Here is a 13,489-nt window from a genome sequence, read left to right as displayed (position 1 = left end):
GTCAGTATATGAAAATGCTTTCATTTCTGCAAGTTTACGTTTAAATTTCTAATTTAATGATCAAGCTAAAGTGTGTCTGATATATAAACTTATAATGATGATTGATATATGTGTTCTAAATCTAAACAAATTTGATGCGCTGAAAGCGCTTAATATATTGCCGCTTGAAATTAAAAACTATGCCAAAGACTTAAGGTTAGAGCGTAAGCGTGTTGAGTATATCGCATCGCAATGGCTGCGCTATAAGTTGTTGAGTGAGCGCTTGGGTGTTACTACCACTGAGCTGCAGTTTTCAAAGACCAACAATGGCCGACCATTTCTCGTTGATAGTATGCTTGATTTTAATATTAGTCATACGCGTGATTATGTTGTTATAGCAATTGCCAAGGGTCAGCGTGTTGGTGTCGATGTGCAGACTAAAAAAGAAAAAGTCGATGTGCTAGCGATAGCAAAACAATATTTTGCAAAGAGCGAGTATGACTTGATTGCTGCTAAGAAGGGTGAAAGTGCACAACGAAATGTGTTTTATTGGTTATGGGCATATAAAGAGGCAAGCCTTAAACTGACGGGTCAAGGGATTGCCAATGGGTTAAATCGTTATGTTTTTGAAGTAACTGAAAGTGGAGAATGCAAAAAGAAAAATGTCCAAGATATATATTATTTCCATCAACAATTAGATGAAAATACACCGCTGTGCTTAAGTTTTGAGAGAAGCAGTAGCAAGGTTAGACTGAATTTTTTGTAGGATTTAAGGCTATGACCGTATTCCTGCCCGCTTTAATTGTGTAAGCGTTGGCTGAACGCAAGTCGAAGCCTCTATGAAGTGTGATTTTCCCAAGCTACCCACTTCGACTGATGCTCAGGGTGCAGCGAATATTTAGTCTTAGCCGCATTTAAAGACTGTTAATGGATAGGAAAGTTATTGCTGAGGTGCTGCCGCGCTCTATTGAGAAACGTTAAGCTCAGCTTCACCAACAACTGCTTTGCTTGGTGTGTAAACTACTTCAGCTTTCCATACGCCTGGGCATGCGATTGCGCCATTAGCACTTTGATGCTCAAGTGTGCGGTAAGCCCAAGAGTAATCACTGGCTTCTTTATATTTCATGATTGGAAAAGTTGTGCTCATGCAGTGTGATTGGCTAGGTGCAACCCAGTGAAGTTTTAGATCTCCTTGTTTGGCGCCATTCCAGTCAGTATAAATTTTTGCAACTAAACGCCCATCTTTGGCGCTTAGTTTAACTGTTGAGCTTGGTAATGAGCTATTGCTTGTAGTTTGCGTTGAGCTGACTGACGCTGGTGTTGACATTGCTGTAACAGATGCATCTGTATTTTGTGGTGCTGGCGCTTTAGGTGATGTGGCACAAGCAGATAATAATGCAGCACTGGAAACAATGCCAAGTAGTGTGATTTTTCTCATCGTTGTCTTCCTTCTGTTGTATGAACCTATAAGAAACACTAATTACTATAGACCTAATCCTAGCGTATAGCAAAAAGATATCAAGGAGGTTAGAGAAAATTTAATAAAAAATGACAAAAAATTGATTTATGCCGAGTGTTACGGCTTTAAACGATGATGGCAGCGGCAACGCGACGTCCTTCATTTGCCAAGATATTAAAAGTGCGGCATGCGGCAGCTGAGTCCATAAAATCAATGGATTTTCCTAGGCGGGCAAAAGCAATGATGATTTCTTGCGGCGGAATCTGTGATGTTGCACCAGTGCCAAGAAGGTAAATATGAGCATCAAGTTCGATAAGGGCTTCAATAGTGTCAAGATTAAGCTCGTCAATGGATTTGATGCCCCAATTATTATTAATAATTTTCTCAGGTGTGATAATCACGCTGTGAGAAAATGTTTGTTGTGATAGTGTTAGCTCGCTAGATTTATAATGTTTAACAAAAATTGGTGTATCCTGTTTTTCATGTTCTAATTGCATTGTTTGTGCCTTAAAAACTTAAAAGATAAATTGAATGAGTAAGTAGAGTTTATTAATCAGTGGTAGCAAGATGCTTGCGAGTAGGTTGGATTGCCCAAAAGGAATAAATAGCAGCAAAAGCACGATCAAAAATCCCCAGCGTTCTAAACGGTTATATTGTAAGGCTGCTTTATAAGGCAATAATGCGCTAATAACACGACTGCCATCAAGTGGTGGAATGGGTAATAAGTTAAATACCATTAGCATCAAATTGAGTATGACACCAAATTGTGCCATCTGATGGAAACCAAAGTTTGGTACAAATTTCCACAGCAAAAACCAAATAATTGCCATAATGAAATTGGCTAAAGGTCCGGCAATTGCGACAAGAATAATATCTTGTCGCGGCTTTTTGAGGTTATTAAAATTAACAGGCACAGGCTTTGCCCAACCAAACAAGAAGCCGGTGCCCAATAGAAACATTGCAGTTGGTAGAATGATCGTGCCGAGGATGTCGATATGTTTAATCGGGTTTAAAGTAACTCTCCCGATAAGATAGGCGGTTTTGTCACCACGTAATTTGGCGATGTAGGCGTGTGCTGCTTCATGTAGTGTGATAGCAAAGAGCATTGGGATGATAAACATCACAAAAGCCATTAAATAAGTGTTTAGATCAGCAGACATTGTCTATTAGTGCTTTTTTCGTATTTTTTCGCAGTGAAATAAGTGTATTATAAAGCCTTAGCAGAATGAAGAATTTATGCCAAGGAACATACAGATGAGTGATGTAGTTACATTAGATTTACCCAAATTTTCACAAATAGACATTAATAATGCCAAGACTGAAGTGGAAGAGCGCATCAAGTATTGCCGTGATTTAAAAGAGCAATTACTTAAAGAGAGTAATTACACATGGGATAGATTTATCTACCCTTTGGAAGAAGCCGAAGATGCGCTTAGCAAAACTTTTGGTCCTTTGGGGCATTTAAATGCCGTTAAAAATACACCGCAGTTGCGCGAAGTCTATCAGTATTGTGTTGAAAAAATATCAGAATATTCAACGCAAACGGCACAGGATGAACGCATGCTAAAGGCGTATCAAATTATTTTGCAACATGATAAAACTTTGGATCAAGCACAGATTAAGGCGATTAATGATGCTATTCGCAGTTTTAAATTATCAGGCGTGGATCTGGAAGGTGATAAGCGCGAGAAGTTTGAGCAAGTCGTTACCAAGCTTGCCAAGTTGCAAAGTGATTTTGAGAATAATGTGCTTGATGCGACGATGGCGTGGCATTATCACACATTAAATGAAGATGAATTAAAAGGTTTATCAGACAGTGCTAAAGAGCAAGCACGCTTAAAGGCGAAAACAGAAGAAAAAGATGGGTTTGTTTTGGGGCTTGACGCACCAACCTATATTTCCGTGATGCAGCAAGCAGATAATCGCAAGTTGCGCGAGACTTTTTATAAAGCCTATGTCACGCGCGCCTCAAGCGAAGCGGACAATAAAAGCTTTGATAATACAAAAGTTATGCAAGAGATTATGCGCTTAAGGGCTGAAGAAGCACGACTTTTAGGATTTAAGAACTATGCTGAAGTTTCACTGGCAACGAAGATGGCAACTTCAGTTGATGAGGTGATGCACTTTATGCAAGATTTGCTACAAAAGGCAAAACCACATGCACAAAAAGAGCTTAAAGAGCTTCAAGAATTTGCTAAACAGTCTGGATTGGATGAAGAGCTTAAGCCTTGGGATAGCGTATATTATTCAGATAAAATGAAAAAAGCACGCTATGATTTCACTTCTGAAGAGCTGCGTCCTTATTTCCCTTTGAATCACGTGATAAAAGGCTTGTTTAGTGTATTGTCATCTCTTTATGGTATCACAGCGAAGAAGCGTGATGATTGGGATCGCTATCATCCACAAACAGAGTTGTATGAATTTTATGATGAAAACAAGCAACTTCGTGGGGCAATTTTAGTTGATTTCTTTGCAAGAGCACATAAGCGTGATGGTGCGTGGATGGATGAATGTCGCACGCGCTATAAGCGTCTTGATCATTCAGTGCAAACGCCTGTGGCGTATGTTACCTGTAACTTTATGCCTGCCAATGAAGGTGCTGATGCGTTATTGACGCATAATGATGTATTGACTTTATTTCATGAGTTTGGGCATGCCTTGCAGCACATTCTAACGCAAGTGGAGTATTTGCCTGTTTCAGGGATTAATGGTGTTGAGTGGGATGCTGTTGAGTTACCAAGTCAGTTTATGGAGAATTTCTGTTGGTGTGAAGAAGGATTACAATTGCTGTCACAGCATGTTGAGACCAAACAAAGCTTACCAAAAGAGCTATTTCAAAAGTTGGTTGCCTCACGTCAGTATCAATCGGGCTTAGCAATGTTGCGTCAGCTTGAGTTTGCACTGTTTGATATGCAACTACACCAAAGTAGTGTTGAGGATTTAGATATTCATCAAATAATAGAGGATGTGCGCCAATCAACGGCATTGTTAGAGGTGCCCAAGTTTAATCGCTTTGAAAATGGCTTTTCACATATTTTTGCAGGTGGTTATGCAGCGGGCTATTACAGTTACAAATGGGCGGAAGTGCTATCCAGTGATGCTTTTGCGGAATTTGAACAGGGTCAGACAGTATTAAACAAAGCCATTGGTCAGAAGTTTATGCACATTATCTTAGAAAAAGGCGGCTCAGCTCCAGCGGCAGAGCTATTTGAGAAATTTAAAGGACAAAAACCGTCAGTTGATGCGCTACTGCGTCATAATGGTATTGTTTAGATGAGTCGATCCATTGGTGGTGAGGCGGAAAATAAAGCCTTAGTGTTTCTAGAGACCCAAGGTTTTAGCTTAATTGCCAAGAATTTTTTGACACCACTAGGGGAAATTGACTTAATTGGTCAAATTGCTGATGTATTGATATTTGTTGAGGTCAAGGCGCGCAAGTCAGCGCAATTTGGCTCGGCACTAGAAATGGTGACAAAATCTAAACAGATTAAAGTGCGTAAAACAGCACAAGTCTTTTTGCAACAACACCCACACTATCAACATGCCGAATGCCGCTTTGATGTCATCGGCATGACAGGAGATGACATCCAGTGGGTGCAGGCGGCTTTTTAAACAGATACGTCGACAGAAAAGTGTAGAAAGTTTCATTTGAATAATGAAAAAATTGTCTATAGCGCGTACAATGTGCGCAAATTTTAAAGTAGACTCAATATAATAAATGACATCATTACATAATTCTCATTCAGAAAAACCTAAGCAATATAAGGCGGTTTCGCTTATTTCCGGTGGTTTAGATTCCATGTTGGCAACCAAGGTGATTGCAGATCAAGGCATTCATGTTGAAGGGATTAACTTCTTCACTGGGTTTTGTGTCGAAGGGCATACGCATGCCATTCGTAAGAAAGATCAAAGCAAAGAAAAACGTAACAATGCCCTATGGGTTGCTGAGCAACTTGGGATTAAACTGCATATTATCGATGTGATTGAAGAGTACAAAGATGTGCTATTAAATCCAAAATATGGCTATGGCGCCAATATGAATCCGTGTTTGGATTGTAAGATATTTATGGTTAAAAAAGCCAAAGAATGGGCGCTTGAAAATGGTTTTGATTTCATTATTACCGGTGAGGTCATTGGTCAGCGTCCGATGTCGCAACGTAAAGACACTATGCCAGTTATTCAAAAGCAATCAGGTATTGATGATTTATTATTGCGTCCATTATGCGCTAAAAATCTACCTGAAACCAAGCCTGAGCGCGAAGGTTGGGTTGATCGTGAAAAGCTATTTGGTTTTCACGGGCGCAATCGCACACCGCAATTTGAGCTAGCCAGTTCATATGGTTTTGTTGATTATGCGACTCCTGCAGGTGGGTGTTGCTTTTTAACCGATAAGCAATACTCGGATAAGTTGGTTGATTTGTGGAAAGGTCGTAATGACAAGCGTGATTATGATTTTGATGACATTATGTTGTTGAAAGTTGGTCGCCACTTGCGTCCAAAGCCTGAGTTTAAATTGATTATTGCACGCGAAGAAGGTGAAAATAATTTTCTAAATGGTTATAAGCGTCAATTTCCGCATATCACCGTTGAAAGTCATGGTGGACCACTGACCTTGATTGACGGCAGTTTTGATACTCAAGATGAGGCGTTTGTCGCCAGAATTATTGCGCGTTTTTCACAAGGCAGAGATGCTGATGAAGTGACTGTGCGTTTTGCTTATCCTGATGGTGTTGCACGCGAGCATACGGTGAAGCCTTTTACCGTTGATGAAGTACAACAAGCGTGGTATGTCTGATGGAAGTTAATGTTGAGCTAGACTTACGTCGCTTATTATGTCCGATGCCGGTGATTAAAACACAAAATGCATTAAAAAAGATGACCGCCGGTGAGCAGTTAAAAGTGACTTGTACCGATCCGGGTGTCAAGCATGATATTCCTGCTTGGTGTAAGATCAATGGCTATGCTATCTTAGAGCAATTGGAAATAGATAATGAATTTATTTTTGTGATTAAGGCGTAACAAATGGATCAAGGTTTATTAAGTATTTTGGTGTGTCCTGAGTGTCAATCATCATTGATATACGATAAGCAAAACAAGATGCTTGTGTGTAAAGCGGATAAATTGGCATACCCCATTATTGATGGCGTGCCGCGTATGCTATTAGAAGAAGCTAAGAAGCTAACGCTTGAAGAAGTCAAACACTATGAGTAAGCGCCATATTATTATTCCAGCGCGTTTGCAATCCAGTCGCCTTGCCAATAAGTTATTACTTGATTTGGCAGGCAAACCCATTATTGAGCATGTTTATGAGCGTGCATTACAATGTGGCTTTGAGCAAGTGGTGATTGCGACGGATAGTGAGGAAATTCAAACCATAGCACACAGTTTTGGTGCGACAGTTTGCATGACGGCAGTAGATCACCAATCAGGCACCGATCGCTTGGCTGAAGCTGTGCAGAAATTAGCAATTGCTGATGAGGATATTGTCGTTAATATCCAAGGGGATGAGCCATTAATTCCGATGGAAAATGTGATTCAAGCTGCTGATTTGTTGGTGGATAGATCGCAAGCGGTAATGGCAACCTTGTGTGAGCGAATAACTGATGAAAATGAAGTGCATGATCCAAATTGCGTAAAAGTCGTCTTTAATCGCGAGCAATATGCTTTGTATTTCTCAAGAGCGCCGATTCCATGGCAGCGTGGTGTGTTTGACCAAGGTGAGATTAAGATGGGAAATCATTATCGTCATATTGGTTTATATGCTTATCGCGCAGGTTTTCTAAAGGTGTATGCACAGATGGAAAAAAGCCCATTAGAGCAAATTGAGTCTTTAGAGCAATTGCGCGTGTTATGGCATAATCAAAAAATTGCGATTGCTGAAGCTAAGGCGTCAACACCTCCTGGGATTGACACACAAGCTGATTTAGACAAAGTAAGGAAGATATATGACAGCTTTTGTGCTCGATAAACGTTTAGCTGATTCTAGTAGCCTCATCAAAGATCTTGGTGATGTTCAGTTACGATTATCAAACAACGCACTGGTGACGTGGTTTCTCATCGTACCTAAAGTGTCCGTCATTGAATGGTTTGAGCTTGATCTGGAGATGCAGCTAAGACTCAATGCCTTGATAAATACATTATCCCGCTTTCTCAAAGAGGATTTACACGTTGATAAAGTCAATGTTGCGACAATTGGTAATGTCGTCTCACAAATGCATATTCATGTGATCGGACGCAAAAAAGATGATTTTTGCTGGCCGGATGTAGTATGGGGTAAAAGCGAAAGCCAAGCATATGAAGCACATCAAAAAGATGACCTTATTTCGAGCTTGCTAACGCTTATTTAAGTTGTTATCAACGGCAGCTAAACTTCTATATTTAACGGAGTTCACTCAAAGTAAATAGTCTTATCTTAAACAATCGGTTCAAATAAATTCAATAGATCATTTTCACTGAGTTTGAAATCAGCTTGTCCATCTTTGTTATACAACCCACTAGCAAGATCCGCTTTTTTCTGCTGAAGTTTTAAGATTTTTTCTTCAACACTGTCTTTGGCAATGAGTTTATACACCGTGACAGGTTTATCTTGACCAATACGATAGGCGCGATCCGTGGCTTGGGCTTCAACGGCTGGATTCCACCATGGATCAAAGTGAATAACCGTATCAGCGGCAACAAGATTTAAGCCCGTGCCGCCAGCTTTTAAGCTGATTAAGAAAACCGTGATATCAGCGTTGTCACTAAAGTCATCAATCAGTTTTTGGCGATTTTTAGTTTGTCCGGTTAACTGCACATATTGGATCTTATGTTTGCCAAGCTCAAGTGCAATTAAATCAAGCATCTCGACAAATTGTGAGAATACCAGTACTTTACGCTTTTCAGCAGCAAGTTCGGTTAGCATTTCTAGTAAATAATCAAGTTTAGCCGATTCATGCACTTTTTTGGCACTCTCTAGTTTAACTAATTGCGGATGGCAGCATGATTGGCGTAGCTTTAATAGTGCATCAAGAATATGAATATGACTCTTGGCAAGCCCTTGCTTTTTCAAGAGCTCACGTACTTTCTTCTCCATTGTCATGCGCACACTTTCATATAGTTGCTTTTGCGTATTGGGTAGCTCAATAATTTCAATCGACTCAGTCTTTTCAGGCAGATCCTTAGCAACTAATGCCTTAGTGCGTCGAAGCATAAAGGGTGCGATGCGACTTTTCAGTATTTTTAAACGATCGCTGTCTTGATGTTTTTCAATTGGATTTTTGAAGTGCTTACGAAACTGGCTATCATTGCCCAGGAAGCCAGGCATTAAGAAGTTAAATTGCGACCATAGCTCACCCAGATGATTCTCAAGTGGTGTGCCTGTTAAACAAAAACGATGTTTAGCTGAAAGGGTGAAAATGCTTTGCGCTTGCTTTGTCTTAGCATTTTTAATCGTTTGAGCCTCATCCAAAATCAGTGCGCTATAGGTATTTTGGCGATGAATTTCTTCGTCTTTTAAAATAAGTGGATAGCTTGTGACGACGATATCGTAGTTAAGCAAGTTATCATAATGCTCGGCACGTTCAGAGCCATGCAATAGCAAAATTGTGAGCTTAGGTGTGAATTTCTCAGCTTCTCTAATCCAATTGCCGACAACCGAGGTGGGCGCGATGATAAGGCTTGTACCAAAATCTTTATCAGTATCGTGTTGTAACTGAAGCCAAGTGAGCGTTTGCAGGGTTTTGCCAAGTCCCATATCATCGGCTAACAAACCACCCATTTCATGTTTGGATAAGAAATCCATCCAGCTTACGCCATAGCGCTGATAGTCGCGTAAAGTTGCTTGTACTTCTTTTGGTGTATCTAGTAGTGGTAATTTTGTTGTGTCTTTCAGTGAGTCAACAAAGCGCTTTAAAGCATTGGCTTTACTATAATCAATCGCGCCACTTTTGCCTAGTTGCTCCTCAAGGCTCATCAGCGCACCGATTTGGTATTTTGAGAGTTTTAGTGTGCCGCCACGCTCATCATTTAATTCAAACAATGAGTTAATGACTGGTTCAATAATGCTGTAATCAATTTTTAAACGGTGGTTCTTATCAACAATGGCAACAAGGTCGTGCTCTTCTTTGTTAAGCCCTTTTTGTAGATATTGCATAATCAGCGGCTGTAGATCGATGGTGTTGCCGTTGTGATTAACGCTCAGATGTACATTAAACCAATCATTTTGCGCACCTTCTTCGATGCCAATGTCGATATCATCAGCAACAATATAGTGATGTGCAAAGTCATCATCAAACTCAACCTGCCAGCCTAAAAGTTTGAAGTCCTCAAGATCTTCAACATAGAAGCCTTCCCATTGCTCTTCTGGTTCAAGATAAGGATTGCTGTTTAAAATATAACTTTCACCAAATGGCTTGTGTGCTTGATTGCCATAGCCAAAGTAAGCACGTCTTGATTTTACAAAGCCAAATCCTCCTAAGGTTTCAAGCTTAGCTTTTTCAAATTTTATGTCTTTTTCAATCAAGCGACCATTATGCTCAATAATGTGTGTCCCACTTTCATGTGGCTCAAAGCGTGTGCCGTCATATTCAAAGCTAACATCAGCAAAGAAGCCATAATGTGGCCAGTTTACTGATGATCCTTTGCTAAAATGGGCAATTGCTTTTGGCGTGATTTTTTCAGTTTTAAGCTTTTTGACTTTGCTTGGGAATTTTATTTGCTTGCCAAGTGTCGATTTCTCAATGGTGTGACGAACAAATGACATATCATCTTTTGAGATATCTTTAAGCGTATTAAGAAGTGCTAATTGATTGCCAGGAATGTCATTGACGATCTGCCCCATTTTGTTGCCATCAATGTAAAAAGCAGGTGTTGTTGGTATGATTTTTGTGTTTGTTTTGCCATTGATTTGCGCATTAAAGCGAAATGTGCCGTTGACTTCACTCCAATCAATATCAAGCTTGAGATCTGGTGCTAAGGTGCAATGTTTGCCCATGACGATGTCGCCAACAAAAAAACGTTCAGTTGCAATAAGCAGCTTTAAAAATTGCGCGCCGTACTCTCCTGTTAAGCTCGGTAAATGTATCGCATAACGATTGATTTGTGCTTGTAGGTATTTAAAGATCTCAAGGTCTTTAATATCAGCGCAGTCTGGATATTTAGCATAACCGGCAACGATATTGGTAAGGTTGGCACTTTGTGGTTTGCCATAGCCATCGCCACTTTTTAGAATGCGCACATAACTTGCCTCGATCCTATAAGAAAGCTGCTGCCCTTCTTTAAAAGCGACGAGTTGATAGGCAATCACCAAGTTAGAAGGTGCCTTGCCTTGGGACAATAGTGTGCTTTTCTCAAGGCGTATATTGTCATTAAATTGGCGCTCAAAGGCAGCTTTGTCGAAGTGAGATGCGGGGATTTTCGCTTTTTTTGTCGGTGGAGCACTAACAGATTTTGTCGCTGTAATTGGGGTGTATGCAGTGGATTCTGTTAAACGCTCAGCGAGTGATTTATTAAACATAAATAGCACAGCATAAATATGCTTGCAAAAGTAGCCTACAGGGCACGAACACTCAGCATCCAGTATGCTTAAGAGTGTTTTTGCTCTTGAGTTCACATCGACAAAAATGCTTTGGGAGTAGGCTTCTTTGCCAGAGCCAAAAACTTCACTCTTAATGACAAAATTAATGCCATCATCGGATGTTGCCTGTAATGATTTGATCGAGTATTGATTGCAATAGGCATGTGCACGCGAAATGGTTGCCTTAGTAAAGTCTTCGGTAATGCTTTTAGGTAAGATGCTTGAAGATAAGCTCATAAATTTTTGTCAAAAGAAAATAAATTGCATCAGTATACCTGAGGCAAAAGTACTAAGACAAACAAGTTTTTGGCAATAACTATACTTTGTTACAATAAACGAAGTACTTTATCCTTCGATTACGCGCAGGATGCGATGCATTTTGGGTTAAATGACTGTATCAAAGTGAATGGCAAGCCAAATAGTGGCAGGCGAGCTCGATGTATGGGTTACCCAATGTGGGGTGTTGCTGGGAATTAATAGACTATCGCCTGTAGCAAGTGAGTGACTCATATCATTCATCAAAAGGGTTGCTTGACCTTGTAAAACAAGCACCAGTTCATCTTGTGTTTGAATATAAGGCTCATTTTTAGGTGTTGTTTGTCCGTAGGAAACAATCCGTTCAATCTTTATGTTTTGCGCATTTTTGATCGCATGAATAATATCAAACAATTCATGTTCAGCGTGTTTGGGAATATCGTATAAATTCATTGTTTTATAAATCCACGTTTAGTCAATAGCTGATCCAAAGCATTGGCAAAGGCAGTGATATTGCTATTTGAGAACGCCTTGGTTTTTGTCTCAACTAATCCAGCATCTCGTAGCTCAGTGAAAAAATTACGCATGGCATAAGTTTGTGAAATATTTGCTTTGCTATATTGCTTGCCATGAGGTGTGATCACCAAGGCATTGCGATCAGTAACTTCTTTTGCCAGTGGAATATCTGCGGTAATCACTAAATCAGACATTTCAACTTTGTTGGCGATATAGTTATCAGCAACATCAAAGCCTTTATCGACACAGCGCATTTTGATAAAAGGCGATGGCGGGTGTGTAAGTGGCTGGTTGGCAACAAAAATACACATAACTTTGCGTTGGTGCGCTGCCTTATACAGTACTTCTTTGACCGCTTTAGGGCACGCATCGGCATCGATATAAATAATCATACTAGGCGTAATGGTTTTGAATGTATGAAGCCAGTTCAGCCTGCGGTATGGTCACTTGTTCTTTATCTTCACGTAAGAACTTGATCACACAGGTGTTGTTGTTAACTTCATCTTCAGCGATTACCAATGCCAATGCAGCCCCCGATTTATCCGCTTTTTTAAATTGCGATTTAAAGCTACCTAACGAGGTGTTTTGCTCAATAGTTAGGTGAGGCAAGGACTTACGTAGTGTTTCGATCATTGGCATGGACTTAAAGATCGATGATTCATCACTGATCACATAAATATCGGCATTTTGTGTCGATTCAGGGATAAGCTCAAGGGTTTCAAGAAGTAAAATAATTCGCTCAACACCCATAGCAAAGCCAACGGCAGGCGTTTCAGGACCTTGTAAGTCGCTTACCAAGGAGTCATAACGACCACCGGCGCAAATGGTGCCTTGAGCACCGAGTTTATCGGTGACCCATTCAAAAACGGTGTTGCAGTAATAGTCAATCCCACGAACCAATCGCGAGTTGATTTTGTAAGGGATGTTTAGTACACTTAGATACTCAGTAAGTGCTTCAAAGTCTTTTTGAATATCTTGATCAAGAAAATCATGCAGGTTAGGTGCATTATCCAACAGTCGTTGCGTGTTTTCATTTTTACTATCAAGAATGCGCAGTGGGTTTTTACCTAGTCTACGCTGTGAATCTTCATCCAATTGATCTTTAAGTGGTGTCAGATAATCAACCAATGCACTCACATAATCAGCACGATTTTGAGCGCTTCCTAGGTTGTTAAGCTCAAGGGTGACGTGCGTGTCAAGTCCCAAAGCTTGCCATAATTGCCATGATAAGCTTAACACTTCAGCATCTTGGGCGATGTGACTATTGCCATATACCTCAACACCCAGTTGATAAAATTGGCGATAACGTCCTTTTTGCGGACGCTCATAACGAAACATCGCACCTGTATACCACACCTTTTGGATTTGATTACGTAAAAGCCCATGCTCAATCATCGCACGCACGCAGCCTGCAGTGCCTTCAGGTCTTAAAGTCAAGGCTTCATCATTGCGATCGCTAAAATCATAGGTTTCTTTTTCAACGATATCCGTGCCTGCGCCAACGCCACGATGAAATAACTCACTTTTTTCAACGATAGGCAGGCGAATTTCCTGATAACCATAGTTGTGTAAGGTTTGTTTTACCGCGTTTTCAAAAAAGTGCCATTTGTAAATATCGCTCGGTAAAATATCATTCATGCCACGCACGGCTTGGATTTTAGACATTAAGATGATTCCATATTAAATTATTAACTTAGCAAAGTGCGCTTATTGTATGTAAATTATCT

At 40.2% G+C, this 13,489-nt stretch carries 15 protein-coding genes; 8 read left to right on the top strand and 7 right to left on the bottom strand.

Annotated features, from left to right (window positions below; genetic code table 11):
• Positions 1-94: 94 nt before the first annotated feature.
• Positions 95-745: a 4'-phosphopantetheinyl transferase family protein gene (locus tag DNJ75_RS02040; protein WP_117001511.1), complete on the top strand. Its 651-nt coding sequence runs from the start codon at positions 95-97 to the stop codon at positions 743-745.
• Positions 746-943: 198 nt separating this feature from the next.
• Here DNJ75_RS02040 and DNJ75_RS02035 read toward each other — a convergent pair whose 3' ends face one another.
• The 3 genes from DNJ75_RS02035 to DNJ75_RS02025 all read right to left on the bottom strand — a co-directional run bounded on the left by DNJ75_RS02035 (position 944) and on the right by DNJ75_RS02025 (position 2,598).
• Positions 944-1,417 carry a TUL4 family lipoprotein gene (locus DNJ75_RS02035; protein WP_117001510.1) on the bottom strand — a complete coding sequence of 158 codons (474 nt, stop codon included), beginning with the start codon at positions 1,415-1,417 and terminating at the stop codon, positions 944-946.
• A gap of 146 nt (positions 1,418-1,563) precedes the next feature.
• Positions 1,564-1,935 (bottom strand): Mth938-like domain-containing protein, encoded by a 372-nt coding sequence (locus tag DNJ75_RS02030; RefSeq protein WP_117001509.1) that lies wholly within the window; start codon positions 1,933-1,935, stop codon positions 1,564-1,566.
• A gap of 18 nt (positions 1,936-1,953) precedes the next feature.
• Positions 1,954-2,598: a site-2 protease family protein gene (locus DNJ75_RS02025; protein ID WP_117001508.1), complete on the bottom strand. Its 645-nt coding sequence runs from the start codon at positions 2,596-2,598 to the stop codon at positions 1,954-1,956.
• A 94-nt stretch (positions 2,599-2,692) separates the two neighbouring features.
• On the opposite strand from DNJ75_RS02025, the gene DNJ75_RS02020 reads away from it, so the two are divergent.
• From DNJ75_RS02020 to DNJ75_RS01990, 7 genes are all read left to right on the top strand, one after another.
• Complete coding sequence (locus DNJ75_RS02020) at positions 2,693-4,711, top strand: M3 family metallopeptidase (protein WP_117001507.1); 2,019 nt, start codon at positions 2,693-2,695, stop codon at positions 4,709-4,711.
• Positions 4,712-5,050 (top strand): YraN family protein, encoded by a 339-nt coding sequence (locus tag DNJ75_RS02015; protein WP_117001506.1) that lies wholly within the window; start codon positions 4,712-4,714, stop codon positions 5,048-5,050. It abuts the gene before it with no gap.
• Between the two features lie 106 nt (positions 5,051-5,156).
• Positions 5,157-6,233, top strand: a complete 1,077-nt coding sequence (locus DNJ75_RS02010) for a tRNA (5-methylaminomethyl-2-thiouridylate)-methyltransferase (RefSeq protein WP_117001505.1) — start codon at positions 5,157-5,159, stop codon at positions 6,231-6,233.
• Positions 6,233-6,457 (top strand): sulfurtransferase TusA family protein, encoded by a 225-nt coding sequence (locus tag DNJ75_RS02005; protein WP_117001504.1) that lies wholly within the window; start codon positions 6,233-6,235, stop codon positions 6,455-6,457. The genes DNJ75_RS02010 and DNJ75_RS02005 overlap by 1 nt, the downstream gene beginning before the upstream one ends.
• Positions 6,458-6,460: 3 nt before the next feature.
• Positions 6,461-6,649 (top strand): Trm112 family protein, encoded by a 189-nt coding sequence (locus DNJ75_RS02000; protein ID WP_117001503.1) that lies wholly within the window; start codon positions 6,461-6,463, stop codon positions 6,647-6,649.
• Positions 6,642-7,406 carry a 3-deoxy-manno-octulosonate cytidylyltransferase gene (kdsB, locus tag DNJ75_RS01995; RefSeq protein ID WP_117001502.1) on the top strand — a complete coding sequence of 255 codons (765 nt, stop codon included), beginning with the start codon at positions 6,642-6,644 and terminating at the stop codon, positions 7,404-7,406. Before DNJ75_RS02000 ends, kdsB begins: the two co-directional genes overlap by 8 nt.
• Positions 7,384-7,785 carry an HIT family protein gene (locus DNJ75_RS01990; RefSeq protein WP_117001501.1) on the top strand — a complete coding sequence of 134 codons (402 nt, stop codon included), beginning with the start codon at positions 7,384-7,386 and terminating at the stop codon, positions 7,783-7,785. The genes kdsB and DNJ75_RS01990 overlap by 23 nt, the downstream gene beginning before the upstream one ends.
• A 65-nt stretch (positions 7,786-7,850) precedes the next feature.
• Here DNJ75_RS01990 and DNJ75_RS01985 read toward each other — a convergent pair whose 3' ends face one another.
• The 4 genes from DNJ75_RS01985 to hisS form a co-directional block, all read right to left on the bottom strand.
• Positions 7,851-11,228 (bottom strand): DEAD/DEAH box helicase, encoded by a 3,378-nt coding sequence (locus tag DNJ75_RS01985; protein ID WP_117001500.1) that lies wholly within the window; start codon positions 11,226-11,228, stop codon positions 7,851-7,853.
• 147 nt (positions 11,229-11,375) lie between these two features.
• The gene (locus tag DNJ75_RS01980; RefSeq protein WP_117001499.1) at positions 11,376-11,699 is read right to left on the bottom strand and encodes a cupin domain-containing protein; all 324 of its coding nucleotides are present in this window, start codon (positions 11,697-11,699) and stop codon (positions 11,376-11,378) included.
• Positions 11,696-12,154 carry a YaiI/YqxD family protein gene (locus DNJ75_RS01975; protein WP_117001498.1) on the bottom strand — a complete coding sequence of 153 codons (459 nt, stop codon included), beginning with the start codon at positions 12,152-12,154 and terminating at the stop codon, positions 11,696-11,698. The genes DNJ75_RS01980 and DNJ75_RS01975 overlap by 4 nt, the downstream gene beginning before the upstream one ends.
• Position 12,155: 1 nt before the next feature.
• Complete coding sequence (gene hisS / locus DNJ75_RS01970; protein WP_117001497.1) at positions 12,156-13,427, bottom strand: histidine--tRNA ligase; 1,272 nt, start codon at positions 13,425-13,427, stop codon at positions 12,156-12,158.
• Between the last annotated feature and the right edge of the window lie 62 nt (positions 13,428-13,489).

Source organism: Cysteiniphilum litorale (assembly GCF_003428165.1).
GTDB classification, from domain to species: domain Bacteria; phylum Pseudomonadota; class Gammaproteobacteria; order Francisellales; family Francisellaceae; genus Caedibacter; species Caedibacter litoralis.
Note: the sequence above shows the minus strand (reverse complement) of the source record. Positions and strands in the feature narration are given on the sequence as shown.

Coding starts and splice junctions, on each gene's coding strand:
- DNJ75_RS02040 (WP_117001511.1), top strand. CDS start 95: ATGATGATTGATATATGTGTTCTAAATCTAAACAAATTTGATGCGCTG.
- DNJ75_RS02035 (WP_117001510.1), bottom strand. CDS start 1,417: ATGAGAAAAATCACACTACTTGGCATTGTTTCCAGTGCTGCATTATTA.
- DNJ75_RS02030 (WP_117001509.1), bottom strand. CDS start 1,935: ATGCAATTAGAACATGAAAAACAGGATACACCAATTTTTGTTAAACAT.
- DNJ75_RS02025 (WP_117001508.1), bottom strand. CDS start 2,598: ATGTCTGCTGATCTAAACACTTATTTAATGGCTTTTGTGATGTTTATC.
- DNJ75_RS02020 (WP_117001507.1), top strand. CDS start 2,693: ATGAGTGATGTAGTTACATTAGATTTACCCAAATTTTCACAAATAGAC.
- DNJ75_RS02015 (WP_117001506.1), top strand. CDS start 4,712: ATGAGTCGATCCATTGGTGGTGAGGCGGAAAATAAAGCCTTAGTGTTT.
- DNJ75_RS02010 (WP_117001505.1), top strand. CDS start 5,157: ATGACATCATTACATAATTCTCATTCAGAAAAACCTAAGCAATATAAG.
- DNJ75_RS02005 (WP_117001504.1), top strand. CDS start 6,233: ATGGAAGTTAATGTTGAGCTAGACTTACGTCGCTTATTATGTCCGATG.
- DNJ75_RS02000 (WP_117001503.1), top strand. CDS start 6,461: ATGGATCAAGGTTTATTAAGTATTTTGGTGTGTCCTGAGTGTCAATCA.
- kdsB (WP_117001502.1), top strand. CDS start 6,642: ATGAGTAAGCGCCATATTATTATTCCAGCGCGTTTGCAATCCAGTCGC.
- DNJ75_RS01990 (WP_117001501.1), top strand. CDS start 7,384: ATGACAGCTTTTGTGCTCGATAAACGTTTAGCTGATTCTAGTAGCCTC.
- DNJ75_RS01985 (WP_117001500.1), bottom strand. CDS start 11,228: ATGAGCTTATCTTCAAGCATCTTACCTAAAAGCATTACCGAAGACTTT.
- DNJ75_RS01980 (WP_117001499.1), bottom strand. CDS start 11,699: ATGAATTTATACGATATTCCCAAACACGCTGAACATGAATTGTTTGAT.
- DNJ75_RS01975 (WP_117001498.1), bottom strand. CDS start 12,154: ATGATTATTTATATCGATGCCGATGCGTGCCCTAAAGCGGTCAAAGAA.
- hisS (WP_117001497.1), bottom strand. CDS start 13,427: ATGTCTAAAATCCAAGCCGTGCGTGGCATGAATGATATTTTACCGAGC.